Annotated in this window: 27 protein-coding genes; 11 read left to right on the top strand and 16 right to left on the bottom strand. The window is 29.6% G+C overall.

Going from position 1 to position 26,299, the window contains the following annotated elements; translation table 11 throughout:
• Positions 1-35: 35 nt before the first annotated feature.
• The 4 genes from L1S47_RS00435 to L1S47_RS00420 form a co-directional block, all read right to left on the bottom strand.
• Positions 36-458: a YaaR family protein gene (locus tag L1S47_RS00435; RefSeq protein ID WP_202767440.1), complete on the bottom strand. Its 423-nt coding sequence runs from the start codon at positions 456-458 to the stop codon at positions 36-38.
• A gap of 141 nt (positions 459-599) precedes the next feature.
• A complete protein-coding gene (locus tag L1S47_RS00430) occupies positions 600-1,418 on the bottom strand; it encodes a ComEC/Rec2 family competence protein (protein ID WP_238881370.1) in 819 nt (272 codons plus the stop codon).
• A 137-nt stretch (positions 1,419-1,555) separates the two neighbouring features.
• On the bottom strand, positions 1,556-2,386 hold the full coding sequence (locus tag L1S47_RS00425; RefSeq protein ID WP_238881369.1) for a S1 RNA-binding domain-containing protein: 831 nt from the start codon (positions 2,384-2,386) through the stop codon (positions 1,556-1,558).
• A gap of 1 nt (position 2,387) precedes the next feature.
• Positions 2,388-2,897, bottom strand: a complete 510-nt coding sequence (locus L1S47_RS00420) for a gamma carbonic anhydrase family protein (RefSeq protein WP_238881366.1) — start codon at positions 2,895-2,897, stop codon at positions 2,388-2,390.
• A gap of 81 nt (positions 2,898-2,978) precedes the next feature.
• Here L1S47_RS00420 and L1S47_RS00415 point away from each other — a divergent pair, with 81 nt between their 5' ends.
• Complete coding sequence (locus tag L1S47_RS00415; protein WP_238881363.1) at positions 2,979-4,001, top strand: CehA/McbA family metallohydrolase; 1,023 nt, start codon at positions 2,979-2,981, stop codon at positions 3,999-4,001.
• 68 nt (positions 4,002-4,069) lie between these two features.
• Here L1S47_RS00415 and L1S47_RS00410 read toward each other — a convergent pair whose 3' ends face one another.
• Entirely contained in the window at positions 4,070-4,420 is a 351-nt protein-coding gene (locus L1S47_RS00410; RefSeq protein WP_238881347.1) for a hypothetical protein, read from the bottom strand.
• A gap of 207 nt (positions 4,421-4,627) precedes the next feature.
• Here L1S47_RS00410 and L1S47_RS00405 point away from each other — a divergent pair, with 207 nt between their 5' ends.
• The 3 genes from L1S47_RS00405 (at position 4,628) to L1S47_RS00395 (ending at position 6,422) form a co-directional block, all read left to right on the top strand.
• Entirely contained in the window at positions 4,628-5,122 is a 495-nt protein-coding gene (locus L1S47_RS00405; RefSeq protein WP_373688996.1) for an Lrp/AsnC ligand binding domain-containing protein, read from the top strand.
• Between the two features lie 160 nt (positions 5,123-5,282).
• A complete protein-coding gene (locus L1S47_RS00400; RefSeq protein WP_202767447.1) occupies positions 5,283-5,489 on the top strand; it encodes a DUF378 domain-containing protein in 207 nt (68 codons plus the stop codon).
• A 126-nt stretch (positions 5,490-5,615) separates the two neighbouring features.
• Positions 5,616-6,422: a putative ABC transporter permease gene (locus L1S47_RS00395; protein ID WP_238881344.1), complete on the top strand. Its 807-nt coding sequence runs from the start codon at positions 5,616-5,618 to the stop codon at positions 6,420-6,422.
• Between the two features lie 31 nt (positions 6,423-6,453).
• Here the strand turns inward: L1S47_RS00395 and L1S47_RS00390 are convergent, their stop codons facing one another.
• Together L1S47_RS00390 and L1S47_RS00385 are read right to left on the bottom strand one after the other, a co-directional pair.
• On the bottom strand, positions 6,454-8,199 hold the full coding sequence (locus tag L1S47_RS00390) for a phosphoenolpyruvate carboxykinase (protein WP_238881342.1): 1,746 nt from the start codon (positions 8,197-8,199) through the stop codon (positions 6,454-6,456).
• 244 nt (positions 8,200-8,443) lie between these two features.
• Entirely contained in the window at positions 8,444-9,154 is a 711-nt protein-coding gene (locus L1S47_RS00385) for a 1-acyl-sn-glycerol-3-phosphate acyltransferase (protein ID WP_238881340.1), read from the bottom strand.
• 130 nt (positions 9,155-9,284) lie between these two features.
• Here L1S47_RS00385 and L1S47_RS00380 point away from each other — a divergent pair, with 130 nt between their 5' ends.
• Positions 9,285-10,142: a ComEC/Rec2 family competence protein gene (locus tag L1S47_RS00380; protein ID WP_238881339.1), complete on the top strand. Its 858-nt coding sequence runs from the start codon at positions 9,285-9,287 to the stop codon at positions 10,140-10,142.
• A 111-nt stretch (positions 10,143-10,253) separates the two neighbouring features.
• Here the strand turns inward: L1S47_RS00380 and L1S47_RS00375 are convergent, their stop codons facing one another.
• Positions 10,254-10,928, bottom strand: a complete 675-nt coding sequence (locus tag L1S47_RS00375; RefSeq protein WP_238881961.1) for a ribonuclease H-like domain-containing protein — start codon at positions 10,926-10,928, stop codon at positions 10,254-10,256.
• A gap of 39 nt (positions 10,929-10,967) precedes the next feature.
• Positions 10,968-11,696 carry an HAD-IB family hydrolase gene (locus L1S47_RS00370; protein ID WP_238881336.1) on the bottom strand — a complete coding sequence of 243 codons (729 nt, stop codon included), beginning with the start codon at positions 11,694-11,696 and terminating at the stop codon, positions 10,968-10,970.
• Between the two features lie 179 nt (positions 11,697-11,875).
• On the opposite strand from L1S47_RS00370, the gene L1S47_RS00365 reads away from it, so the two are divergent.
• Genes L1S47_RS00365 through L1S47_RS00355 form a run of 3 tightly spaced genes read left to right on the top strand, consistent with a single transcriptional unit; the run spans position 11,876 to position 14,110 of the window.
• Positions 11,876-12,094 carry a ferrous iron transport protein A gene (locus tag L1S47_RS00365; protein WP_238881334.1) on the top strand — a complete coding sequence of 73 codons (219 nt, stop codon included), beginning with the start codon at positions 11,876-11,878 and terminating at the stop codon, positions 12,092-12,094.
• Positions 12,095-12,106: 12 nt separating this feature from the next.
• Positions 12,107-13,939, top strand: a complete 1,833-nt coding sequence (feoB, locus tag L1S47_RS00360) for a ferrous iron transport protein B (protein ID WP_238881326.1) — start codon at positions 12,107-12,109, stop codon at positions 13,937-13,939.
• A 12-nt stretch (positions 13,940-13,951) separates the two neighbouring features.
• Positions 13,952-14,110, top strand: a complete 159-nt coding sequence (locus L1S47_RS00355) for a FeoB-associated Cys-rich membrane protein (RefSeq protein WP_238881322.1) — start codon at positions 13,952-13,954, stop codon at positions 14,108-14,110.
• Positions 14,111-14,184: 74 nt separating this feature from the next.
• On the opposite strand, the gene argS is transcribed toward L1S47_RS00355, so the two are convergent.
• Positions 14,185-15,876, bottom strand: coding sequence for an arginine--tRNA ligase (gene argS, locus L1S47_RS00350; protein ID WP_238881319.1), 1,692 nt, complete (start codon positions 15,874-15,876; stop codon positions 14,185-14,187).
• 511 nt (positions 15,877-16,387) lie between these two features.
• Here argS and L1S47_RS00345 point away from each other — a divergent pair.
• The gene (locus L1S47_RS00345) at positions 16,388-17,902 is read left to right on the top strand and encodes a Ppx/GppA phosphatase family protein (protein WP_238881317.1); all 1,515 of its coding nucleotides are present in this window, start codon (positions 16,388-16,390) and stop codon (positions 17,900-17,902) included.
• Positions 17,903-17,947: 45 nt separating this feature from the next.
• Here L1S47_RS00345 and trmB read toward each other — a convergent pair whose 3' ends face one another.
• The 5 genes from trmB to L1S47_RS00320 all read right to left on the bottom strand — a co-directional run bounded on the left by trmB (position 17,948) and on the right by L1S47_RS00320 (position 22,979).
• Complete coding sequence (gene trmB, locus L1S47_RS00340) at positions 17,948-18,583, bottom strand: tRNA (guanosine(46)-N7)-methyltransferase TrmB (RefSeq protein ID WP_238881316.1); 636 nt, start codon at positions 18,581-18,583, stop codon at positions 17,948-17,950.
• 9 nt (positions 18,584-18,592) lie between these two features.
• Positions 18,593-19,228, bottom strand: coding sequence for a site-2 protease family protein (locus tag L1S47_RS00335; protein WP_202767460.1), 636 nt, complete (start codon positions 19,226-19,228; stop codon positions 18,593-18,595).
• A 261-nt stretch (positions 19,229-19,489) separates the two neighbouring features.
• Positions 19,490-20,512 carry a hypothetical protein gene (locus L1S47_RS00330; RefSeq protein WP_238881314.1) on the bottom strand — a complete coding sequence of 341 codons (1,023 nt, stop codon included), beginning with the start codon at positions 20,510-20,512 and terminating at the stop codon, positions 19,490-19,492.
• A 15-nt stretch (positions 20,513-20,527) separates the two neighbouring features.
• Positions 20,528-21,532, bottom strand: coding sequence for a phosphodiester glycosidase family protein (locus tag L1S47_RS00325; protein ID WP_238881959.1), 1,005 nt, complete (start codon positions 21,530-21,532; stop codon positions 20,528-20,530).
• A 130-nt stretch (positions 21,533-21,662) separates the two neighbouring features.
• Positions 21,663-22,979 (bottom strand): LCP family protein, encoded by a 1,317-nt coding sequence (locus L1S47_RS00320; protein ID WP_238881313.1) that lies wholly within the window; start codon positions 22,977-22,979, stop codon positions 21,663-21,665.
• Positions 22,980-23,109: 130 nt separating this feature from the next.
• On the opposite strand from L1S47_RS00320, the gene L1S47_RS00315 reads away from it, so the two are divergent.
• A complete protein-coding gene (locus L1S47_RS00315; RefSeq protein WP_238881311.1) occupies positions 23,110-24,081 on the top strand; it encodes a biotin--[acetyl-CoA-carboxylase] ligase in 972 nt (323 codons plus the stop codon).
• Between the two features lie 110 nt (positions 24,082-24,191).
• Here L1S47_RS00315 and L1S47_RS00310 read toward each other — a convergent pair whose 3' ends face one another.
• Positions 24,192-25,142: an L-lactate dehydrogenase gene (locus tag L1S47_RS00310; protein ID WP_202767465.1), complete on the bottom strand. Its 951-nt coding sequence runs from the start codon at positions 25,140-25,142 to the stop codon at positions 24,192-24,194.
• 238 nt (positions 25,143-25,380) lie between these two features.
• On the opposite strand from L1S47_RS00310, the gene rocF reads away from it, so the two are divergent.
• Positions 25,381-26,280 (top strand): arginase, encoded by a 900-nt coding sequence (rocF, locus tag L1S47_RS00305; protein WP_202767466.1) that lies wholly within the window; start codon positions 25,381-25,383, stop codon positions 26,278-26,280.
• The last annotated feature ends 19 nt before the right edge of the window (positions 26,281-26,299 follow it).

Raw genomic sequence — 26,299 nt, 5'->3', positions numbered from 1 at the left:
TGCCTACACTATTCACCCTTTAAATATGTAAAAACTTATCTATATATATCAACAATCAACCCTTGTATTTCATCCACCGTTGATGCTATGTTTATATTTTCTTTCTCATCGCTTAACAACATTTGAGTCAGTTCTTCTAATCTTGAGTCAATTATATCAACTGTAATAAAATACTGTGTCTGCCAAAAACTAATATCTTGCTTAATACTATACATATATTCTAAAACTGATTGTAAATATTCTTTAATCATCCTTTTATAGCTTGCAACATCTGCATAGGTTTTTGTAAGTACAAGACGATTCCCTTTCTTCTTGATATCTTCAATCATTTTCTTCAGTTCTTCACCACTTCTGCGATCTCTAGCTTGACTGAAGCTTTGGGAAAAATCCTTCCTTGAACTTTGTATTTTTCTTTCGCTTGTAACTCTAGTGTTTTTTCCTAAACCCTTAATCTCCAAATGAATTCCCCCTCAAATTTATTATACATTATTAATGTAAAACTTCAATTCCTTTGTAAGTGTATTTTTTAGTCTAGTTATAACATTTGTTTCAACCTTTTTACTTTCAAAGACCAAAGGGTTTAATGCTTTAATAATCTGCTATAATGACATTTGTAAATTCTTTTGCTGACTGTTTATAATTTCAATATCTCCACATCTATCTGTTCTTAATATAACGGTATCCAATCTTTTAAGTCTATCTATTACTTGAATTTCAGGACTTTCATTCCCGTCACAAGTTATTATAGTATATTTCGGATTGATTATTCTTAATAATTCCTCTGATGAAGATGTATCAAATCCATGATGACCTAACTTTAATACATCAATATTTTCTATATCTCTACTAAGTAAATCCTTCTCCTCGTCAAATTCGCAATCAGCCATAAATAAATAATTTTTCCCATTTAATATTCCTTTTATAACTAATGAATTATTATTTTCTAAGGAATCGTGCCCATTTGAAGGTGCCAAAACCTTTAAATCTACTAATCCATCTTTATACTTCCATTCTTTTTCTATGACTTTATATGAAATTTTATTTTTTAGCAAAGATGATAAGGCTTTATTTTTTTCCTCTTCAACTACACAATATCTAGGTACGTACACCATATTAGTTTTTATTTTGCTTGTTATATCAAAAAGCCCACCATAATGATCCTGATGATAATGCGTCAAGATTATAAAATCAAGTTTATTAATTCCATGTTTATTTAAATAGCTTAGAATTTTAGCACTATTTTTTTCTTCCCCACTATCTATTAAATATGATTTTTCTCCATTTTCTATAAGAATACAATCACTTTGTCCAGTATCAATAAAATGCACTTTAACATCTAAATCTGAAGCAAGCACATATTTATGGCTACATGTTATCGCTAAAAATACAGATAATAAAAATATATAGATTTTTCTCATACTCTCACTCCTTTAATTGATATTATTTGTTAACCGTCCCCAAAATATAACAAAAATAAGACAGGTAAAAAAATCCTCTACTAAAGCCTTTTAAACTTTAATAAGATTCTTACCTGCCTCATATTTATCAAGTTAAATTATTGTTTTAAGTGAGTGCCCGTTTCATCTTGGTATACTTTACCTTGCTTCATCAATGCTCCTAATGTCATTTTGAAGTAATTTTTGCTTGTGTTAAACTCTCTTCTAATATCTTCTGGATTTGATTTGTCGTTAAATGGAATTGATCCCCCATTTTCTGTTAAAGCCTTTAATATCTTCTCTATTAAAACTTCTCTTTCATCTAATTTTCTTTTTCTTGTAGTTAATCCTAAAGTTCCATCTTCATAGATCCTTCTAATTCTTAGCTTTAGTTCTTCTCCCATTGGAATATAGTCGTAATATTCATTTTTAAGCATTAATGCCTTATATTTATTATCCACAGCCAATTTCAATGTGTTATTTTCATTTATCTCATAAACCACAGCTGTAACTTCATCATCTATCTTATAATCTGGGGCAACTTCTAAATAATCTTCAACATCAGTAGTTGCAGCTATTCTTCCTGTCTTATCAATATATAAATATAAAAGATATTTTTGTCCAGTATGTAATTTATATAGTTGTTCTTTAAGCGGTATTAGTACGTCCCTTCCTATACCAATGTCAGCAAATGCTCCAATGCTAGTTATGTCAACTACCTTTAGATAGGATATTTCGAAGCATGTTCCTAATGGCTTTTTTAATGTTCCTATAATTCTATCTTCAGAATCCCTATATATAAATACCCTTATAGTTTCGTCTATACTAGGTTTTTCACCTGCAAGACTTCCCTTTGGAATCAAAATTTCTTGTTCCCCATCAGTAACAAAAATACCAAAGTCGCGTTCCTTTGAGACCTTTAATTCATTATATTCTCCTAATTTTATCATTCTATTTCTCCTCACTCCTGTATTTATTTGAAAGATCAAAATACATTCTTGCAGATGATTTTATGCTATTAATTTCATCTTCAGTTAGCTTTCTTACAACCTTAGCAGGTGATCCAAGGCATAAAACACCCTCTGGAATATCAGCATTCTGAGTTACTAGTGATCCTGCACCTACTATTGTATTTTTACCTATTCTAGCATTATTTAATATTATACTTCCCATACCAATCAAGCATTCATCTTCTATTACACAGCCATGTAAAATAGCACCATGACCTACAGTAACATTATTCCCAATCTTTACACTATAATCATCTACATGCACAACTGCATTATCTTGGATGTTAGAATTCTTTCCTACTTTGATTGAATTCTCATCACCTCTTAAAACTGCACCAAACCAAATAGATGCACCTTCTTCAATCTCAACGTTGCCAATGATAGTTGAGTTTTCTGCTAAATAAACTTCCTTATGAATTTTAGGTTTATACGGTGAAAATTCTTTTATCATATTTACCTCCTAAGGACATAAAATTCATTTATATCATATTATTATATAATATATAGAAATATTTTGAAAGAAGGACCTACTATGACTAGGAAAGAATCTACTTTTAAATATAAATCTGAAAAAATTGATGACAAAGATATAAACTTCTATTATGGAATTCCTCATTGTCACACATTCCTTTCTAATGGACGAGGTTCTCCTATTGAAGCACTGGAATATGGTTATAAAAATTCACTAGATTTTATGTTTATAACTGATCACAATTCATATCTAAAAGAAGATATAGATTATAAATCTTCTAAAGTATCCAAATGGACCTATTTGAAATCTTGCTTAAAAAAATATAATAAAAAACATAACCGTCCCCTTACTTTATTGGGATTTGAAAGCAGAAGCAATCCTTGGGGTGATTTGAATTTTATAAATATTTCTACCTATTTCACAGGAGTGGTTAAGGACTTAAGAGTGTTACTACTATGGATGCTAAATAACCAGGAAGGTCTTATATTTATAAACCATCCTCATAGCCCTATAGAAAGACTGCCATACAATGCTTATCTTAATTACTTTATAACATCTGTGGAAGTTGGTAATGGTTCCCCTCCTCATAAATACATTCGTCATCATAAGCATTATTTCAAGTTACTTGACAACGGTTGGAAGTTAGGTGCCATTAATGGGCAGGATAATCATAGGCTTAATTTTGGCGATACAGATAATCTTACTTGTGTAATCTGCAACGAGCTTAATCATTCATCCTTAGTAGATAGTATTAGATGCAGAAGAACATACTCAACTGAATCAAGAACATTAAAAGCTTACTTTAGTATGAATGGGTACTTTATGGGTGAGGTAATAAGTCAACCTAATCTTGATGAATTAAAATTCTATATTTTCCTGCAAGATCCAAAGTACAAAATAAAAAAAGTAGAAATAATATCAAATAACGGAACTGTAGTTAAAACCTTAAATGATTTAAACCTAAATACAGTTAAGTATTTCATAAACTTACCAGTAAACCCCGGTAACACTTGGTACTTACTTGAGGTTTATCAAGAAGAGGACAAAATAGCTATTACTTCTCCAATATTTTTTGAATATTAATCTACTATTCTACAATTGACATAAATAAAACTCGGCATTGCCGAGTTTTATTTATATTAAAAAGATAATTACTTATCCTTTTTGTCTTTATTTAAATTTTTAACTCTGTTTGGTTTTGCTTTTGGTCTTATCTCAATTTGTTTTTGTTTTTGCTTTTTCGAAGTTGCTGGTCCACCACCTTGATTTAAGTCTAAGAACCACATGAAAAATAATAAAGTTAATGCTGTTACAGCTACTCCTTGAATTCCATTTTGTATTTTAAATACAAACTGACCTGCAAGTAATAAAATTGCAATTCCTAACGGAATCCATTTTGATATTTTAAGCTTACCGAAAACGAATTTCCTTAATACATAAAATGCCGCAAGTACTACTGCAAATATAATAACTGTTTGTAATATAAGTAAAAACAGTCCCATTTACTACCCCTCCTAATATTTAATGCTACATATTATATTAATGTAAAATCTAAACATTTTCAATACTTTCTTCAAATAATAATTTGTCTGGTTTTACTTTTTTATTGAAACATAGTATAATTTAATAAAATAATAAATAACCAAAAAATTTTTTTATATTTTTATATTTTTTTATAGAAATTTTTAAACTTATTTGATAAAATAAAAATGATAATAGAACAGAGAGGTGATAAAATGTCTATGAATCAATTATCACATTTAGATGATTTAGATTTACAAATATTAGACATATTAATAAAAGATTGTAGAACTCCTTACCTTGAAATAGCAAGAATTTGTCATGTTTCAGGAGGAACAATCCACGTAAGAATGAAGAAAATGGAAGACATGGGAATAATAAAAGGCACTAGAATAGTTCTAAACTTACCTAAACTTGGGTATGATGTTTGTTGCTTTGTAGGAATTTATGTTGACAAAACTTCATCCTTTAACTATGTATTTGAAGAATTAGCAAAAATTAAAGAAGTAGTAGAATTACATTTAACTACAGGTGATTATTCTGTTTTCTCAAAAGTAATTTGTAAGAACATAACAGATCTTCAAGATTTACTTATGAATAAGATTAACACTATAACTGGAATTCAAAGAACAGATACTTTCATTTCACTTACTCAACCTGTAGACAGAAATATTCAACTTTAATCGTGATAGTAGCTAAAACATTTTAATTTACATAAGTGTTTTAAAAACTTGGATATTGTCCAAGTTTTTTTGTTTATAAAAGACACTCATTTTTAAGTATACTTTATTTATTTATGGTTATACTATTGGTTGTAAACAAACAAAAAGGAGTGTGTTTTTTATGAGAACACTAGATACTATTGCACTTATTCTAGTAATCATTGGGGCTTTAAACTGGGGATTAATTGGATTTTTCTCATTTGATCTAGTTGCAAGCCTTTTTGGTCAAATGTCCATAGTTTCAAGAGTTATTTATTCTCTTGTAGGTATATGTGGATTATATGCAATATCTTTTTTCGCAAAAGACAGATATTCTTCAATAGACTAATATAAAAATAACTCTCTATTCCTAGAGAGTTATTTTTATATTTAATATTTTTCCAAATTATTACTATTTATTTTAACTAAACAGCCAAATAATGTATAATATAAATTATTACTAATTTGAAAGGGGATGATTACTATTTACCATTCAATATTAGGTGTTAATCTATACGAAATAGTACTTTTATTTTTTATTTATTCATTTTTAGGTTGGGTAACAGAAGTTATCTACCAATTCTACAATAAAAGATATTTTGTAAATAGAGGTTTCTTGTATGGTCCATTATGTCCAATCTACGGAACTGGAATTGTTTCAGTTGTGTTACTTTTTAATAATTTTAAAAGTAATATACTTCTTTTATATGTGCTTTCTACTGTTATAATTTCTTTTATTGAATATATAACTGGCTTCATATTAGAAAAGTTTTTCAAATCAAAATGGTGGGACTATACCAATGAACCCTTTAATCTTCATGGTAGAATATGTCTATCATTCTCTCTTGTATGGGGAATTGCAGCGTTAATCATTATAAAATTTATCAATCCTTTAATATCAAATATTGTTTCATCTTTTCCAAGAGAATTTAATATTATGACATCATATATATTTTTACTTATTTTCACCTTTGATGTAGCATTCACACTTTCATCTCTAGTGAGATTTAGTAAAATGCTTACAAGGTTACAATTAATATCCTCAGAATTAAAAGAGCGTTATGAATATATAATTGTCACAACAAAAGATGCAGCCTTTGATGCAGTTCAAAATATTGAGAACAACATAAAAGAGCTTAGACATAAATATGATATTTCTTTTGACTCTTTAGATTTTAATCACAAGAGACTTTTGCGTGCCTTTCCTAACTTAAAGCCAAGCAAATTTGATAATATTTTAAAAGAAATAAAAGAAAAACTAAATTCCTTAAAAGAAATATAAAAAGCGATGGGTTATCCATCGCTTTCTTATTCTATAGGTTATTTATTATATTAAAAAGCTCAAGTGCTGCTTTTCTTGGCCCATTTTTCTCGCTTCCTTGTATTGCTAGAGAAGTTTTAATCTCTCCAACCTTAACACCAGATGCAAATAGCGCATCAAAGTATTTATCTAATAATACATCACATTCTTGTTGCTTTTGGGCTGGTCCAAAAGGATTTGCAAAATAAGATTTTACTAATCCCCTCTCTGTTGTTGTTCCCTTTGCAACTCTTGCTCCTGCTTTAAATACTTTAATTGCATCCTCTGAAGTTTCAAAATACTCTATTGCTTTTCCACCTTCAGGTACTTCATCGTAATTATTTGCATATAAGAAAAGATCTACTTTGTATCCTTTCATTATTTCTTTATAAGAAGCAACTGGCATTACAAGTCTTGCATTAATTTTATCTGGATTCATGAAAATACTTCTATCCATTTCTTTAAATGCATATCCTTGGTCTAAGTCATCCAATCTTACGAATGCTCCAATTTCCGTTCCATAGCCATAAATGCTACCATCTTTTTCTTTAATAGTTCCCATATCATCAAAAACAATAGTCATATCAGAAATATAATCTTCACTTAAGCCTCTAAAAGCTTCTAGACTTTCAGATTTTCCTGCTCCAGAATCTCCCATAATAATAACATTTGCTTCTTTTCCATTCTTAAGAACTATATTAACCATAGCTCCATGTATAGGAAGATACCCTCTCTTGATTTGAATTAAGTTATGAAGGGTCAAGCTCATTTTTTTCATATAGCCAAAATAATCTATTTCTTCTGAATGATTTATATATCCAAACATAATATCATTATCTTTATCATCATAGAAAACAGTCTTTAACTCATCACCCTTTTCTCTAGCTCCGTAAACGTAGATTATATCAGGTTTTTTACCCTTAAATTCTTTTTCCTTTGCTAATTCGAAAAGATTACAAAGTGTAATTCCATGCTCCATGAAGTCTCTATGGAAATATAAAAACGCCAATAAATCGCCTATCTTTGCAGGATAACAAAACCAATGATCTTTATCAATTATTGCCTTTTTCAACGGGTTATCCTTTACTTCTTTAAACATTCCATCTCTTGTATTCTTCTTAGGATAAGTAATAAATGGTGTTTGCAATAGAATCGAATCAATAAAAGGAATGTCTTCTAATACTCTGTATTCATCTGGTGCTGCCCACACTACATTTGATAACATCAAACTAGCGTTTCCCCCAACTGGTAACTGCCTAAATACATTAGGGTTAAATCCTAAAATATTTTTTTCAATTCTTCTATAAAGTCTACGTATTAATCTGCTAAATTGAGAATTTACTTCCGTAAAACTTACAGCTGCAAGACCTGTCTTTACTCTATTAGAATATATAATTGTATATCTTTCTAACTTTCTCCAAAATAAATATAGATCCTCAATAAATGCAATAAATTCATCTTTATTTAGAAGAAGACCGCTATAATTAGGATTTACATGAGATATTTCTTCAACACTTAATACTGTAAGTACTTTAAATAAATTTGATATCTCAATCTCTAAGTTAAGAATTTGATCCTTTCCAAAGCTTTTCTCTAAAAACCTATAGCTATGTGTGTTTTTCTTTTTAGCTTGCTTTAAAAATGCTTCTAAAACTCTTCTAAATCCATCACTTTCTAGTAACGTCTCATAATTATCACAATACTTAGCTGTAAAATTAATAGTTGCCTTGTCATTACTTAATGAAAATTCTTTACGCATATTCTAGCCCCCTTAGTATGCATATAAATTTTTATAAAATTTCATTTTAATAGATTTTTTATCAATCTTATACAATTATAACATAAAAAATGAAATTCAGAAATTATTTTTATTTCATTTTTCAATCAAAATATAAATTTCTGAAAATATTAATATTATGTATTCGTCTTAATCTTCCTGTAAGTACTTAACGCAAAACAAGGCGCATCCATTTTAAATGAACACGCCTTTTTAAATAAATTTATTAACCTTTAAGATTTCCTTTTACAACGTTCTGAACTCTTATATGCAAATCTTTCTCTTCTTCTTTTGTTAAATTATTGGTATATATTGGTTCCCCAAAGGTTATTTTTACTTCAGCACTTTGGAATTTGTTATTAAGTTCATAAGCTTTATAGCTACCATCTATCGTAACAGGAACAATAGGCGCTTTTGCTTTTGTTGCTAATTTCATACTACCCTTTTTAAAATCTTTCATTACTCCTTCTCTAGCTCTTGTTCCCTCTGGGAATATCGCCATATCATTACCATTTAACAAATTATCAGAACCTATGTTAATTACTTTTATAGCTTCTCTTACATTCTCCCTATCAATTGGGACACAGTGAATTAAACGCATCCAATATCCAATTACAGGAACCTTTAAAAGCTCTTTTTTAGCTATAAAGCCAACACTTCTTTGCGTTCCATATAATAAAATAGGTATATCTAATAAACTTTGATGATTTCCAATAAACACACAAGCTTCACTCGGAATATTTTCTCTTCCTACTACTTGTATTTTAAGATCTAGAGTTTTCACAGTAAATGCTGCCCAATTTTGAATGACCTTGTCCCTGTATTTAATAAGTTCTTCTTCTGTTGCTCTTGATTTTAGTAATTTATACTTAAATCCTCTAATTCTAAATGCAATCATATATAAACCATAAGAAACTAACATTTTAATTTTTTTCATACTTTACACCATCCTAATTTCATCTATTTCATTATACTATGTCTTGATTAAAGTGCAAGTATTTCAAATCTTCTCATAAGAATAATATAATGATAAACTATATTTATTGGCAATTATTAAGGAGGCAGTTATGAAAAAACTTAAATTTCTATCATTATTATTAGTATTAACATCTTTACTTTTTATATCATGCAGTAAAGGTAATACCATTAGCAGCGAAACTCAAACAACAAGTGGAGTTAAAATACATTATATTGATGTTGGACAAGGTGACGCTATATTAATCCAATATAAAGATAAGAACTTACTTATAGATTCATCTACAAGTAAAGAAGATAAAAAATTTAAAAACTATATAAACTCATTAAAAATAAAAAAGTTTGATGCAATTGTTGCTACTCATCCCGATGAAGATCATATTGGAAACATGGATTGGGTAATTAAAAACTTTGATGTAGGCAAGTTCTATGCACCAAAGAAGAAGACTACAACAGCTGCATTTAAAGATATGGTAGCAGAACTAAACAATAAAGATCTTAAAATCAATGTTTTAAAAGGAGGCTCTACTATTGATTTTTCTCCTGATTTAAAGCTTGATGTATTTGCTCCAAATAGCGATAACTATGGTGATGACAACAACAATTACTCTGCTATTATTAAATTAACCTATGGTAATAATACAGCACTATTTACCGGTGATGCAGAAAAAGAATCTGAGGCAGAAACTCTTCAAAAAGGTTATAATCTAAAGTCCGATATTTTAAAAGTAGGTCATCATGGAAGTTCTACTTCCACATCTAAAAACTTTTTACAGGCTGTAAATCCTAAATATGCTATTATTTCATGCGGAAAAGACAATAAATACGGGCATCCACATAAGGAAACTATAGATAAATTGAAAGCAGCCAAAGTAAAATATTATAGAACTGATTTAGATGGAACTATTATTGCAACCTTGGACGGTAAAACTATCACCTTTAATAAATAAAATTAGGAACTAAATCTTGGGGACGGTTAACATTTTTTTGAAACATTTCAGTCTAAAATTACAATAATAATATGTTAACCGTCCCCTAATAAAAAATAAAAGAGAGTTGTACTAAACTGTACAGCTCTCTTTTATTTCCTCTGAAGATTCTTGTTCTAATGTTATATGTTTTTTCCAATCCTTATATATGTGAAAAAGGTTAACGACATCCGCTTCATTATAAATAAGTATTTTTTCTATCTTTTCTTTTGGCATTCTAAAAATATAATCACTATCTTTCAAAACCTTATGGAAAGTTTTAGCTAAATTAGCTCCCGATATAAGATCACATTCTTCCCGTTCTATGAAAAATTGTTTTTCTAAATTTTTTAAACCTATACTCTTTTTATTTACTTTTTCATATTCTTTTTGCAAATCAATTGACGTAAAGTGCTCCTGAAATGAAAAGTCTACTTGAAATTTATTAAATAAGTAATTAATAACTGTAAAGTCATTGTTTCCCGAAAAAGTGACTATAGATTTTTTAAATTTATTTTTATAGATATCTTCCAGATAATTCTTTGCTAAAATAAGGATATCTTTTACTTCTTCCTTATTCTCAATCATATATTGAGTGACATGAATTTCTGAATCTTCAGCAGAGAAATAACAAGCGCCGAAAACGCCAACACATTTTGGTTTTTTATAGACATAATGTTCTAGGTCAAAATAGACAGCATCCTCAAAGGATAAATCTCCATCTCCAAATTTAAGCATATTTTCCTTTGAGAGATCCGTCACTTTAATAGTGTTTTGTCTTACTATCACTAACTCTCACTCTTTCTTTTAAACATATTGAATGTCGTCTATATTTAAATTATAAGTTACATCTTTTCTTTCAACAACTACTTTTATTTTTTTTCTTATCTCCTCATCATCTCTCACCTTGTCAAGAAGTTCTTTTGTTGGATTAATGCAGTATGGATAGCTAACAGATTTAAGCATTGTAAAATCTCCTGAGGTGTCACCATAAGCATAACTTTGAGACAAATCAATATCATATTTCTGCGTCATCTCATCAATCGCATTTTTCTTGCTTACTGAATCCCACATAGGCGATACCTCACCTGTATATTTGCCCTCTTTGTCCAAAAGATAAATTGCTCCTTTATAATCATCAAAACCATATTTCATAGCCATTTCTCTTACTAGTTCAATTGGAGAACCAGAGATTATTATCAGAACATGATTATTTTCTTTATGCCATTTAATTCTTTCCCTGGAAAATGTATAAACTCTATCTCCCTTTTGTTCTATAACTCGATTAGCTATAAATTCAATATGATGCTTATCTATTCCTTTAATAGCTTCCATATATATATCAATCATTTTTAATAAATATAAATCGTAGTCCCCTTCTCTTCTATCCCATTTAAGAAAACTTGGACGTACTTCCTTATACCATTTATCCGGCTCAATTATTTCATACTTAATCATTTTTTTAAAAACTTCAGTAATTAAGCCTTCTCTGTACAAAGTACCATCAATATCGAAAAATGCTGCAATTCTTGTCATAATTATCACTCCATTACTTTAATTTTTAATTTTTAATTTTTATTTTATCACCATTATTAGAAATAATACAACCTATTTGTAAAATATTTTGTAACTTTACATTGTTATTTTCTTGACTATATGTGAATATACTGATATTATAAGTATGTGATAATGATTTTCAATGTGAGGTGTTAATAATGTGCATTTGCGATTTAAAACCTGGTCAGGTTGGATTAATAAATGAAATTGCAGGAAATGAAAAACTAGCTAAAAGACTTCTAGCACTTGGTTGCGTTGAAGGAACTGAAGTAACATTAAAAAGAGTAGCTCCCTTAGGTGATCCTATAGTTGTAAATCTAAGAGGAACAGATTTCGCACTTAGAAAGAAGGACGCTGAAAATATTTTTATAAAATAAGGGGGAATATTAATGACAACTATCGCTCTACTGGGAAACCCTAATGTAGGTAAAACAACATTATTCAATGAATTAACTGGTTCAAATCAATACGTTGGAAACTGGGCTGGAGTAACTGTAGAAAAAAAGGAAGGTTTCTATAAGGATATCAAAATTGTAGATTTACCAGGAATTTATGCTATGGATACGTTCTCTAATGAAGAAAAAGTTTCCAAAGCTTTCTTAGAGGAAGGAAATGTAGATGCAATATTAAACATTGTTGATGCATCTAATTTACAAAGAAACCTATATCTTACTACACAGTTAAAGGATTTTAACATTCCAATTATATTAATATTAAATATGATGGATATTGTTTTAAAAAAAGGATTCTTAATCGACATAGACCTATTAGAAAAAGAAATGGGAGTAACGGTTGTACCTATCAGTGCTACTAAAGGTACAGGTCTTGAACATATTAAAGATTTAATTGAGAAGAAGGATTTCGTATGTCCATCAACTGATAATGATTTTCATATGCAAAACGAAGCGGAAGTTTACGGATTTTTGGACAAAATTCTTTCTAAAATATTAGTGAATAAAAATTCTTATGAAGCTAAAAAAATAAATGAAAAGAATCATGAATTTATAAAAAAACTAAATGTAAAAGAAGCTAAAATTTCTGATATATCTGAAAAACTAGATAAGGTATTTCTGAACCCATTCTTAGCATATCCCTTGTTTCTGGTTGCTGTAGTCTTTATATTTAAATTTACATTCAGTTGGGTTGGAATTCCTTTATCTGACTGGTTAGATGAAACTGTATTACAAGGATTAATCATTCCTGGTGCAGAAAACTTATTATCTACATCTTCAGATTGGTTTAAAAGTTTAATAATCGATGGAATCATTACTGGAGTTGGTAGCATAGTGGTCTTACTACCTGTTATATTGGCCCTATTCCTTTGTATTTCTATTTTAGAGGATTCAGGGTATATGGCAAGAGTCGCATTTATAATGGACAAACTAATGAGAAGGATGGGCTTATCAGGAAAGGCTTTCATTCCAATGATGGTTGGGTTTGGCTGCTCAGTACCTGCTATAATGTCTGCTAGAACACTAGAAAGCGAAAAAGATAGAAAATTAACAGCTTTATTAGTGCCATTTATGAGTTGTAATGCTAGATTACCAGTTTATTTAGTTTTTTCCAGCGTATTCTTTAGAGGTAAAGAAGCTTTAGTTGTAGGTTCGCTTTATTTGGCGGGTGTTGTAGTAGCATTCATACTTGGTATACTCTTCAAAAACACAATATTTAAAAAGGATGAGGAGCCATTTATAATCGAACTTCCAGAATATAAAGTTCCTGAGGTTAAAAATGTTATTAAGCACACTTGGGATAAAGGTAGCGGCTTCTTAAAGAAAGCTGGTACAATTATTTTCTCAATGAGTGTTGTTATATGGTTCTTATCAAACTTTAATTTTTCAGGCTTAGTAGATGAAATTAATACTAGTTTCCTTGCATCAATAGGAAATGTTATTGCTCCGTTCTTCGCACCTCTGGGCTTCGGAAATTGGCAAGCTTCTGTATCATTACTTACTGGATTGCTTGCAAAAGAAACTGTTGTATCCACTATGGGAGTTATTTATGCTGGGGATCTATCAACATTATTACCTAGTTTCTTTAACTTTTTAACTGCACTTTCATTTATGGTGTTTGTACTTTTATATACACCATGCGTGTCTGCAATAGGTACTATGAAAAAAGAATTTGGTTCAAAATTCACCTTATTTTCTGTAGTATTTCAATTAGCTATAGCTTGGGTAGCTGCATTTGCAGTTTATAATATTGGCGGATTATTATTTTAAGGAAGTGATTATATGAAAGAAATATTAATAGCAGGGGTTATCTTAGCGGTAGCTGGATATTTTATCTTTAAGAGTTTGAGAAAGTCTTCTAAGGGTGAGTGCAACTGTGGAAGTTGTTCAAGCAGTTGCCCAAAGTATGAAGAAGAACATGGACTTAAAATAAAAAAATAAGTAATACCTCACATTTATGTTTATATACTTACAAACAAGAGGCTGTTGCAATATGCAACAGCCTCTTATATTAATTACATCTTTTCTACAACCTGTATTCCTATCAAATCTAAAGAATTCTTTATAACTTGGCAAGTAGCTTCGATTAATCTTACTCTTGCTATTTTAAGTCCTTCATCTTCTAAATTGCTAACTGAATGAGAATTATAGAACTTATTAAAGGCTTTAGCAACATCAATTGAATACCTAGTTACTATTGAAGGTTCAAGTTTATCTAAAGCACTTAGAATGTTTTTATTAAAGTTTTCTAGTGTTTTTATAAGTTCAAACTCCTCTTTAGAACTTAATTTGCTATAATCTACTTCACCTTGAATTTCTCCTATTTTCCTTAATATACTTTTCGCTCTTGCATAAGCATATTGAACATAAGGGCCAGTTTCTCCATCAAAAGATAACATTTCTTTCCAATCAAAAACTATATCCTTCTCTCTTGAATTTTTAAGATAAGTAAATATTACTGCCCCTATACCAACTTTTTCAGCAACATCTTCCTTATTCTCTAATGAAGGATTCTTTTCATTTATTGTCTCAAGAACCTTTTCTCTTGCTTCTCTTAGTAAATCTTCTAATAGGATAACTTCTCCTTTTCTTGTAGATAGTTTTCTATCAGCAAACTTAATTAGTCCAAAGCCCACATGCACACAATCTTTAGCCCATTCATGACCAGCTAATTCTAACACCTTAAATACTTGTTTAAAATGAAGAGCTTGAGGTGAGCCAACAACATATATACTCTTCTTAAAATTATAATTATTCTTTCTATACATAGCTGCTGCCAAATCTCTTGTGGCATATATAGTAGCTCCATCTGATTTTAATATTATGCATGGAGGCATATTATAATCTTCTAGCATTACTACTTGTGCTCCATTACTTTCAGTTAAAAGTTTCTTTTCTTGTAGTTCTTTTATAACTACATCCATTTTATCGTTATAGAAGCCCTCACCAGCATATGAATCAAATTTTACACCTAATTCATCATATACCTTATTAAATTCTTTTAAAGATAGTTCAGTGAATCTCTTCCATAAAGCTGTGGCCTCTTGATCTCCATCTTCCAATTTCTTAAACCACATTCTTCCTTCATCTTCTAGTTCTGGATTCTTTTCTGCCTCATCATGGAATTTTACATATATTCTTAATAATTCATTTATTGGTTCTCTTTCAAGAGCTTCCTCATCTACCCATCTTTTATAGGCAGAAATTAACTTTCCGAATTGAGTTCCCCAATCACCTAAGTGATTAATTCCAACTGATTTGTATCCTTGGAAATTAAACATCTTGTAAAGAGCATTTCCTATTACTGTAGAGAATAAATGTCCTACATGGAAAGGCTTTGCTATATTAGGTGATGAATATTCAACACATACAGTTTCACCATTTCCAATATTAGATGATCCATAGTTATTACCTAAATCTATAATTTTTTCAATTGTATTTTTTGAAAAGGATCCTTTATCAACAAAAAAGTTAAGGTACGGTCCTAGGTTTTCAACTTTTTCAAACCCTTCAACATTTATCTTATCTTTAAGCTCAGCTGCAATCATATTTGGAGCTTTTCTTAAAACTTTAGATAATTGAAAGCATGGGAAGGCATAATCTCCCATTTCACCATTTGGGGGTATTTCTATTAATGCTTCAATCTTATCTTTCTCTAATTCAATAACTGAACCAATTCTTTCAGCCACAAGCTTTTTATAATCCATATTTCTTCCTCCTAGATAGTATAATTTTACAAATAAAAACGCCTCTTTATTTATAAAAATAAAGAGACGGAATTCCCGCGGTACCACTCTAATTCAAAATAGTGCTAAACCTAAAACACTATAATGCCACTTAATCATTTAACGCTTAAATCGCGACTACCCAATAAAAAACACCAGGCAGTTTCTCCAAGGTTCTCTTCATCTTAATTTATCCTACAGAGCTTACACCATCCTCTGCTCGCTTAAAGATAACTAACTTCAATTATTGTTTTATACTTGCCTAAATCACCAAGTATAAGTCAAGTTTACATAGTTGCTATCTATAAGGCATCAATTAAACTACTTTCCTCTTCCTAGAATTTATATATTACATTATTCATATTATACATTTTGTATTTTGAAAATGTCAATAAAAATAGTAGCATTAGTTATTTTAAGTACGTGCATCTAACAAAATCATTTGTTATAATAGACATTATAATCTATAAATACAGTAATTTAGGAGAATCATATGAAACGAATTGGTGTTATTGATATAGGCTCAAATTCAGTACGTGTTATGTTAGCAGAAATAGAGGACAGTGGTTATTTTAGAATAATAGACGAATTAAAAGAACCTGTGAGAATATCACAAGATCTGCTAGAAGCTGATGAGATATCTGAGGATACTTTTAATATTCTTCTATCTACCTTACGATCGTTCAAATCTCTTTGCACAGGTTCTGGGGCTTCAAAAATATTTACTGTTGCCACTGACGCCTTAAGGACTTGTAAAAACGGCAAGAGTATAATCACTAAAATATCTGAAATGTTAGATATTAATATAGAGATTTTATCCAATGAAGATGAAATTTATTATAATTATTTAAGTGTAAAAAACACCACTTACACAGAAAACTCTTTACTAGTTGAAGTTTCTGGAGTTAACACTTATTTTGCGTGGATAAAAAATGGAAATATGATTAAATCTACTACAATCCCTTTAGGTAGTTTAAATTTATCATATAACTTTAATTTAAATGATAGAATTATTCATGAAGATTATGAAAATGCTTTAGAAGAAGTAACTAATACATTATCATCTATTGAATGGCTAAAAACTGAGAACTTTGATAATATAATTGGAATTGGGACTGCGTTTAGAACCCTAGGAAAAATTGATCAAAGAAGAAAGAGATATCCTTTATTTTTGACTCATAATTACACTTTCAATGATTTTGACTTATCCGAAATTCATAATGGGTTAAAAAGTAAAGACTTTAAACAAAGATTAAGAGTGGAAGGCATTTCCCCAGATGTTGGTGATATAATAGTTGGTGCAACTTTAATAATTAAAGTTCTATGTAAAAATCTAAATATTGCTGATCTAGAAATATGCGGAAGAGGAATAAGAGAAGGAATAATCTTTGATTATATAACAAAAAACTTTGCTCCAATTGACGATATTTTGGATTATTCTATTCAGGGTATTATGGAAACTTTGCATGTTAATATTAAACATGCTAAACATGTTCATGATATTACTAAGAGATTATTTGAACAAATGGAACCATTACATCATTTAAATAGCTCTTATAATAAAATTGTTAAAACAGCTTCTTTGCTTCATGATTGCGGGATTAGTATAAAATATTATAATCATCATAAGCATTCTTTTTATGTAATTCTTAATTCCTATATGAATGGGTTAACTCATAAGGAATTATTAATGAGTGCATTAACCGCAGCTTATCATAGAAATAACAGCTACACTATACCACTTCCTCAGTTTTGTTCTATTTTAAACAAATTAGATGCAACTTCTGTGGAGAAAATCGGAATACTCCTTAGAATTTCTGAAGGTTTAGACAGGAGTTTAGAGGGTGCTGTAAAAGATGTTAATGTTGATATTGCTGATGAAGAAATAAAACTAACTGTATTCTCCTCAATACCATTAGAACTAGAAATACGGCAAGCACTCCGTTCTAAAGATAAATTCTATGAAATTTATCACAAAACACTTACAATTGAAAATATAATTAAATAATATAAATAGAGGTTATCTTAAACTTAATAAGATAACCTCTATTTATTACTTTAACCTTGCAGTCAAAAACATTATTTTCATACCCATTCCAGTCCACTTTGTTTCATATTCAGTCATAATATTTTCTTTAAAATCTGACTTATGTAAATCATAAGTTAGAAATTCAATATCAAAGCCTGATTCTTTAAAATATTCTTGTGATTCATCAAAAAGTTCTTTATCATCTGTTTTAAACCAAATTTGTCCACCATTTTTCAAAAAACCCTTATAGATTTCAAGAAATCTGCTATGAGTCAATCTTCTTTTCTTGTGTCTGTCCTTTGGCCAAGGATTACAAAAATTTATATATATTTTAGATATTTCATCCTTATCAAAAACGTCTTCTATAAATGTAATGTTAAGAGGTATCAATCTGATATTCTCAACTTCTTCCTCATTAACTCTTCTTAACGCATTAACTAATACTTCATCTTTTAAATCAATTGCTATATAGTTCATATTAGGATTGTTCTTACAATTAATAGCTGCAAATTGTCCTCTTCCACAACCTAATTCTAAATATATTGGATTATTATTTCCAAAGACCTCACTCCATTTTCCTTTGTACTCCTTTGGATTTACAATAACCTTTGGATCTGCTTCTAATTCTGGTCTTGCCCACCATTTTTTCCTTAGTCTCATGGTTCCTCCTTAAAATAAGTTTGCTACAAAATACATTAGTTTTAATAATTGATCTATTACTAATGCTGATGGCCCTGATATTACTTTCCAAGCAAAAAATACTACAATAAAGAATATTATCATTTGATACTTGTAAATTTGATCTCCAATTCTTCTAAAAGCACTTGGAAATAAATCTTCTAATATATTAAATCCATCAAATCCAGGTACGGGTAATAGGTTGAAGAAAAATAAATTAACATTAATCGTAACAATCATCAAAAGCATTTTTGCTGTTAAATATGCAAGATCTCCACTACTTCCCATAGCAAGACGAAAAAATATCCCCGTAATTACAGCAAATATAATAGCTACAATTAAATTTGCTAATGGCCCTGCTATAGATACCTTTAAATCATCCTTATAATAATTTTTAAACGCCCTTGGATTAACTGGCGTAGGTTTAGCCCACCCAAATCCAAAGATTAATATCATAATAAATCCCATAGGGTCAACATGTGCTAAAGGATTTAATGTTAATCTTCCTTGGAATCTTGCGGTTTTATCACCCAATCGATCAGCCATCCATGCATGTGCGTATTCATGAAATGTAAAAGCAACCAAAATAGCAGGTATAGATAATACTGCAGTTAACATAAAATTCATTTCCAATCCTCCTTTTATAAATGATATTATAGCATAAGAAACTTAAATAATGAATTATCTGTTAAAGAAATTTTCATTACTTATAACTATGTCCACTTTTACTATTTATAGTCAAAATACTAAGTATATATAATGCAAAAATCATATTACATCTCATGGTAAAACTCTTAGTTGAAACTTCTAAGAGTTGAAGTGAAATGTAAATTTTTAAAGCATTATATATAATATAAAAAGGATGGAGCGTATCCATCCTTGTATAAGTTACTCTTTATTAAAAGGTGTTTTGATAAGTTTCCCTTGTGATGTTGAAGCAATTCCTAAATCATACACACCCAAATAGGTTCCTTCATATTTATATTCCTTTGACATTGTTACATCTTTTACTATACCTTGTAACTTATCATTGACCATTACGTCACCTTTTTGAGAAACAAAAATATTTTCCTTATCAACAGGTTTATCAAGCAGAACTGTTTTCCAACTTCCTGTATCTGTATCTAAGCCTCCATACATAACTTTAGATATCTTTCCACCTTCAACAATACCAACATATACTATGTCATTGCTATCTATATATAATAATTTAGTTTTATTATTAAATGATAGCCTTATATTTGGATTAGTAGCATATATGTTTCCATTTAAATCATCTTCATAGATGAGTCTATCCACATGAGGAATTACTTTTATGCTACCAATTATCGAGCTATTTAAATTCATTTTTGTAATTTTATGATTAATATCAATTCTATAAACTACACCTTTAACTCCTTTTTCATTAACCTTTATATAAGTTACATTATGAAGCGTTGAGGCATCAATACTATCTATTACTGCTCCTTGGTCTAATGAATCTAACTTCTCAACTATCCCTACTTCATTCTTACCTGCATCATAATAATTTAAAAAGAAATTACTTTTCTTTCCTTCACTACTTTCTTTATCCACAAATAATATTCTATTTCTATCTGAAAGCCAAATATAATTTAAGATTTTTGATTCATTTTCAGTTTTGACACTTTTTGATTCTCCTGTTTTTGTATCTATTATGTTTAATATCCCATCTTTTAAATAAGATAGATACTTTCCATCAAAACTATTCTTATATTCCACGTTCTGTGGTATGTTAATTACTTTATCAGTTGCCTTTTTCTTGTCTTCAACCTTTACAGCTTTAAAATTATTGCTACTTACAAATATTTTTTTATCTAAATAAAGAAGCCCTAAAGATTGAATTGTTAAAGAAATTATAATCCATATGATTATTCTCTTAAATACCTTCATTAAATTCTCTCCTTTTTACTTTACTATAAATGCAGTAGGAATACTTCTTTCACCTAAGCTATCTGAAGGAGTATTTATTACATCACCTTCATAATACATAGTCGTAGATTTCCCTCCATCAAGGTTAGCAGCATTAACAGCACCGTATTTTATCATAACATCTTGAGCTTCCTTTAGTGTTGCTCCAACACTCTTAAATACTTGTCTTCCGTCTATAACAAGTAACATTATAGCTGCATCACTTCTCTGACCTATTACAGTTCTAGGAGCAATTCCCCATCCACCATCGCCAGATTTGATTGTTCCCTTTCCATTAATAACTAACGCCGGTCCAAAGGTTACTGCTTCTTGAGCACCTAGACCATTAAGTTCTTTTAATGAGTATTTACCAACTAGCAATCTTCCTTCTTTATTTATTGCTATCATATCAGTCTTACTATTTTCATCAGCATCATAGGAGATTACCTTTCCTCCTGACATTATTAACCCTATTACTTGTCCTCCGTTTCCAGCCCATGTTGAATTTGCTGATTTATCAGTAAATCCGCCTGCATTTATAGCTGCTATTGCATTATTATCCTTTGCAATTTGAGAAACGGTTTGCCCCTCCTTACCAAGCTTTGATGTATATCCAACATGAACTCTAGTTGGGTCTTTAACAACAAGTAAATATCCTTTAAATTTATCACTTTCTATATCGAATCTTTCTATAGTGTCGTCATGACTTTTAGGAATACTAATTTCTTTATCAGATGCGTCTGTATTTCCTTCTTCAATATTATTATTTTCAGCTAATATCTTATCAATTTCACTTTGACTTAAAAACCACTTTGCTAAGAATTGACTTTTATAAGAGGTCATTGCTGCTCCTACAAAGCCTTTTTTTACATTTTTGAAAGGTCCGTAGTATAAGAAGAATGGCCCTGTTATTGCAGTAAATACAAATTCAAAAACAATAAAAGCAATAAAGATTTTAAATGAAAATCTTCTTTTTTTCTTACCTTCAACTTCTTTTTTAATTTTGCTCATTATTCATTCCCTTTCCACAAAAAATTAAGCAGACAAATATATTACCTGCTTAATTATATATTTTTATACACTTTTAATCAACAATGTATGATTACATTTTACAATATTTTATTTTTTTATTCTATTGAGTGGCAGGTGGTTTTTGATTATCACTAGTACCATTTGTAGGAGGTTTACTGTCTACAGGTGTTGTTCCTCCGTTTGATGTTGTTCCACCAGGTGTTGCTGCTCCACCTGTTGTTCCTCCATTAGCAGGAGTACCCCCAGGTGTTGTTTCTCCTCCTGTCGCTGGATTTCCTCCATTAGTTGGAGTAGTTCCTCCATTTCCCTCAGTTTTTGTTGGAGTTTTAGTACCTGGATCTATTACATCTCCGTTCTCATCAAGCGCAGGCTTATCTGCTGGATTAAATGCTGCAGCCTTTGCCATATATTGATTTATTATATTCCTAAAACTTGTTAAATTATAATCTTTTGATTCCCACTTCTTGTCATTAAAAATAAAGTCTTGAAGCACTTTTCCATTCTGTTTGGCATCAATTAAAAATACCCATCCTTTATCCATATATTCTCCACCTTGACTTAATTCAGTGGCAGGAATTTGTAATTGTTCAAATACAGGATTATCGAATTTATAAAATGTATATGCATAATTAAATATTGTCATTGGATCAATATTAGTTTTTACACACTTTAACAATGCGTTTGCAACTGAAGGGTACTTTAATGGAGATATTTCTTTTCCCTTTTGTGCTAACAGCGTGACTACAGATTTTTGTCTAGCAACTCTCTCATAGTCACCATTCCCTACCTTTCTAATTCTTGCATAGGATAGAGCTTGCTGTCCATCAAGATGCTGCAATCCAGCTTTAGTTAATGGCGGAGATTTTACTGTGTCAACCTCACCAATATATTTATTTATTTCATTAATTTCATAATCTTTTACATCTATATCTAAACCACCCATAGCATCGACTATGTCTTGAAAGCCCCAAAAATTAACAACTACATATTTATCTAGTGTTACCCCAAAATTTTCTTTTATTGTTTTAATTAGCAAATCTGGACCACCAATAGAATAAGCTGCATTAATTTTTTGTTCCCCATACCCAGGAATTTTTATTAATGTATCTCTCATAATTGAACTTAATTTTACTTTTTTACTATTGGTATCTATTGTTGCAATTATAATCGAATCACTTCTGGATTTTTCGTCGAGTGTTCTCCCATCAATACCTACTAACAAAATATTTATTATACCATTTTGTTCTTGGTACTTTATTTCTTCTTTATCCTCTTTTGGAACTTCTACAACCTTTTCAGGCTCAACATAAATTTTGCTTTTTATATAATAATAAGTTCCTACAGAAGCAGTAGCAATTATAAGAAGTAGCGTACTAATTACTATTATTAGCTTTTTCCTTTTACCCATTTTTTTCATTCTCATACCCCATCTTTAACATAATGTTTAAATATAATAAAATAATTATACTATATAAATTTTCACATTGGTTGCGAAAAAATGACATTTTAATGTTATAATTTTCTTAAAAACAACAGGAGGTCATTTTTTGAAATTATTAATTTTAGATATACTACAAAGTAATAAATATAATTATGTTTCTGGTGAGGATATAAGTAAAACATTAGGGGTTACAAGAGCTGCTATTTGGAAGTACATAAAATCCTTACAAGAAGAAGGATACGTAATTGAATCTTCTCCTAGAAAAGGATATAAACTTACTTTTGCTCCTAGTAAACTATCAATTGATAAATTAACTAGTAATTTATCTAAAAATACATTAGTAAAAAAAATACTTTATTTTGATACCATTGAATCAACTAATGATTATTGCAAAAAGAATTCAGAAAATATACAGAATGGAACTATCGTATTAACTGATCATCAACTTAAGGGAAGAGGAAGATTTGATAGAAACTGGTTTTCACCAAAAGGCAAAGGAATATATTGCTCTATATACTTAAAACCCGAATTATCTCCATATGAAATATCTAAAATCACCTCTATTACCTGTGCTGCAATAATAGAAGTTCTTCATTCATATAATATTGATGCTAAAGTTAAATGGCCTAATGATATTTATATTAACAATAAAAAAATTGGCGGAATCCTAACAGAAATGAAAGGAGATATGGACAGAATAAATTATTTAATAATTGGTTTTGGTTTAAACGTAAATCAGGAATCTTTTGAATTCCCTGAAGAAATTAGTTCAATTGCTACCTCATTAAAAACAGTATATAACAAGGACTTTAATAGAGAACTTATATTAACTGATATCCTCAATAAGTTAGAAAACTTTTATAACAATTTTAGTGAGAATTTCAACTTCGAATATCCACTGAGAGTACTTAGAAATAATTCTTACGTTATTAATAAATCTGTAACATTAATTAAAGGTAAAGAACTTATCCAAGGAAAAGTAATAAACCTAGGTGAAAATGGAGAACTTATTATTGAAAGAGACGGAAAGACTGAAAGTGTTTTTTCAGGTGAAATTTCTTTGAAAATAAATAGTTAGTACATAACAAAAAGAAACCCACTAATGAACTGCTCTCTGTCTACTTGACGAGGAGCAGTTCAGTTCATAATGAGTTTCTTTTTTATTACATGATAATTAAATAAATTAATCTATATTCCAGCCTCTTTTAGATGTTTTTTAATAATCTCAGCAGAAGCTTTAAGCTTATCACTTTCCTTCTCTTCTAAGGACACTTCTAATATTTGTTTAGCTCCTTCTCTATTAACTATTGTTGGAATAGCTAAATATACATCATCAAGCCCATATTCACCATTAAGTAATGAGCTTACAGTTAATATAGAATCTTCATCTCTTATAATGGCTTCAACAATTCTACTAATTGCAAGACCAACTGCATAATTAGTATACCCTTTTTTATTTATTATTTCATAAGCTGCATCTTTAACTTTATCAGGTATTGTCTCTTTAAAGCTACCATTACATTTCTTACACATTCTACTGCAATATTCATCTGCAGAAACTCCTGCAATATTTGTTAAACTCCATGCTGCAATTTCAGAGTCTCCATGTTCCCCAATTATATAAGTATGAATATTTCTAGCATCAATTTCAAAATGCTCGCTTAACATATATTTAAATCTTGATGTATCTAAAACAGTTCCTGAACCAATTACTCTATTTGCAGGTAATCCTGAGATCTTATAAGCTATATAAGTTAATATATCTACTGGATTTGAAACAACTAATAATATCCCATTTGGACTGTATTTTACTACTTCAGGTACAATGCTTTTGAAAATAGGAATATTCTTATTAATAATATCCAATCTTGATTCCCCTGGCTTTTGCCCAATTCCTGCAGTGATAATTATTATATCTGAATCTTTTGTATCTTCATATCCTCCAGCCTTTACATCTACAGCCTTAACAAATGCTGCTCCATGAGATAGATCCATAGCTTCTGCTTCAGCTTTTTCTTTATTAATATCAACAATTACAATTTCTGATGCCAATCCATTTAACATTAATGCATATGCAGTTGTTGAGCCAACAAAACCAGCACCAATAATTGAAACTTTAGTCCCTTTTTCTTTAATCATATTAATTACCTCCCTTTAATAATAATTACTTATTGATAATTATTATCTATGATTTTATTATATTCTTTTCCAACGTTGTTTTCAATATGTTTGTTAAATTTTTCATTAATTTAACCACTTCCCATATATCTATTCACAAAAAATTTAAGTTTTTATCTAAAATATTAAAAAAATACTCTTATATTTTGTCTTAATATGATATATAATTTGTTAGTACTAATGATTAGGAGGTAGATCGATGATAATAAATGTACTTGGTGTTCCTATATTTTATGGATGCGATAGAGAAGGTGTTAACTTAGGGCCAGATACCCTGAGAGAGCATGGACTTTTAGATATATTGAAAGAAAATAATAAAATTTTTGATTTAGGAAACATTTATGTACCAAAGGTTTCTGATGAAAATAAATTTGCAGAGCATAAGAATATGAAATACTTAGCTGCTATTGTTGAGACAAACAAGAACTTAGCACATGCAGTATATGCATCGTTAGCTTCAAATTCTTTTCCTTTCGTTGTTGGTGGTGACCATTCATTAGGATTAGGTAGCTTAAGTGGTGCAGCAAAATATTTTAATGATGATTTAGGAGTTGTTTGGGTTGATGCCCACGGAGACATAAACACTCATTTAACAACCCCTTCTGGTAATGTTCATGGTATGCCTTTATCTGCTGCTATGGGTATTGGTCATAATTTATTAACCGATTTATATTTTAGTGGTAGAAAAATAGATCCAAGTAAAGTATTTATAGTTGGAGCTAGAGATTTAGATAAGGGTGAAATGGAATTAATAAGAAAATTAAAAATAAATGTTTGGACTACTAATGATATTAAATCTATTGGTATTAAAGCATTCTTAGAAGATTTTAGAAATAGAATTGCTCAACTAAACATAAATAACTTGCATCTAAGTTTTGATATAGATTCTTTGGACTCTTCCTTTGTACCTGGAACAGGAACTCCTGTAAGCAAAGGTATAAACATGAAAGAGAGTAAAGAAATTCTATCAGGATTATTTACTACTAATATAATTCGTTCTATGGATTTTGTGGAATTCAATCCTCTTTTAGATGAAGACCACGAAACTTTAAGAAATTGTAAAGAGTTATTAGCTCATATTGCTAAACTTATAAAATAAAAAGTGCTGCCTTCGCAGT

It is taken from the genome of Clostridium sp. YIM B02551 (assembly GCF_022324735.1).
GTDB lineage: Bacteria > Bacillota > Clostridia > Clostridiales > Clostridiaceae > Clostridium_T > Clostridium_T paridis.
The sequence above is the reverse complement of the archived record's forward strand: the minus strand, read 5'-3'. Positions and strand labels throughout refer to the sequence as shown.

What these genes read in the sequence shown, in the direction of transcription:
- L1S47_RS00430 (WP_238881370.1), bottom strand. Translation starts at nt 1,418, where the DNA reads ATGAGAAAAATCTATATATTTTTATTATCTGTATTTTTAGCGATAACA.
- L1S47_RS00425 (WP_238881369.1), bottom strand. Translation starts at nt 2,386, where the DNA reads ATGATAAAATTAGGAGAATATAATGAATTAAAGGTCTCAAAGGAACGC.
- L1S47_RS00420 (WP_238881366.1), bottom strand. Translation starts at nt 2,897, where the DNA reads ATGATAAAAGAATTTTCACCGTATAAACCTAAAATTCATAAGGAAGTT.
- L1S47_RS00415 (WP_238881363.1), top strand. Translation starts at nt 2,979, where the DNA reads ATGACTAGGAAAGAATCTACTTTTAAATATAAATCTGAAAAAATTGAT.
- L1S47_RS00410 (WP_238881347.1), bottom strand. Translation starts at nt 4,420, where the DNA reads ATGGGACTGTTTTTACTTATATTACAAACAGTTATTATATTTGCAGTA.
- L1S47_RS00405 (WP_373688996.1), top strand. Translation starts at nt 4,628, where the DNA reads ATGATAATAGAACAGAGAGGTGATAAAATGTCTATGAATCAATTATCA.
- L1S47_RS00400 (WP_202767447.1), top strand. Translation starts at nt 5,283, where the DNA reads ATGAGAACACTAGATACTATTGCACTTATTCTAGTAATCATTGGGGCT.
- L1S47_RS00395 (WP_238881344.1), top strand. Translation starts at nt 5,616, where the DNA reads ATGATTACTATTTACCATTCAATATTAGGTGTTAATCTATACGAAATA.
- L1S47_RS00390 (WP_238881342.1), bottom strand. Translation starts at nt 8,199, where the DNA reads ATGCGTAAAGAATTTTCATTAAGTAATGACAAGGCAACTATTAATTTT.
- L1S47_RS00385 (WP_238881340.1), bottom strand. Translation starts at nt 9,154, where the DNA reads ATGAAAAAAATTAAAATGTTAGTTTCTTATGGTTTATATATGATTGCA.
- L1S47_RS00380 (WP_238881339.1), top strand. Translation starts at nt 9,285, where the DNA reads ATGAAAAAACTTAAATTTCTATCATTATTATTAGTATTAACATCTTTA.
- L1S47_RS00370 (WP_238881336.1), bottom strand. Translation starts at nt 11,696, where the DNA reads ATGACAAGAATTGCAGCATTTTTCGATATTGATGGTACTTTGTACAGA.
- L1S47_RS00365 (WP_238881334.1), top strand. Translation starts at nt 11,876, where the DNA reads ATGTGCATTTGCGATTTAAAACCTGGTCAGGTTGGATTAATAAATGAA.
- feoB (WP_238881326.1), top strand. Translation starts at nt 12,107, where the DNA reads ATGACAACTATCGCTCTACTGGGAAACCCTAATGTAGGTAAAACAACA.
- L1S47_RS00355 (WP_238881322.1), top strand. Translation starts at nt 13,952, where the DNA reads ATGAAAGAAATATTAATAGCAGGGGTTATCTTAGCGGTAGCTGGATAT.
- argS (WP_238881319.1), bottom strand. Translation starts at nt 15,876, where the DNA reads ATGGATTATAAAAAGCTTGTGGCTGAAAGAATTGGTTCAGTTATTGAA.
- L1S47_RS00345 (WP_238881317.1), top strand. Translation starts at nt 16,388, where the DNA reads ATGAAACGAATTGGTGTTATTGATATAGGCTCAAATTCAGTACGTGTT.
- trmB (WP_238881316.1), bottom strand. Translation starts at nt 18,583, where the DNA reads ATGAGACTAAGGAAAAAATGGTGGGCAAGACCAGAATTAGAAGCAGAT.
- L1S47_RS00335 (WP_202767460.1), bottom strand. Translation starts at nt 19,228, where the DNA reads ATGAATTTTATGTTAACTGCAGTATTATCTATACCTGCTATTTTGGTT.
- L1S47_RS00330 (WP_238881314.1), bottom strand. Translation starts at nt 20,512, where the DNA reads ATGAAGGTATTTAAGAGAATAATCATATGGATTATAATTTCTTTAACA.
- L1S47_RS00320 (WP_238881313.1), bottom strand. Translation starts at nt 22,979, where the DNA reads ATGAAAAAAATGGGTAAAAGGAAAAAGCTAATAATAGTAATTAGTACG.
- L1S47_RS00310 (WP_202767465.1), bottom strand. Translation starts at nt 25,142, where the DNA reads ATGATTAAAGAAAAAGGGACTAAAGTTTCAATTATTGGTGCTGGTTTT.
- rocF (WP_202767466.1), top strand. Translation starts at nt 25,381, where the DNA reads ATGATAATAAATGTACTTGGTGTTCCTATATTTTATGGATGCGATAGA.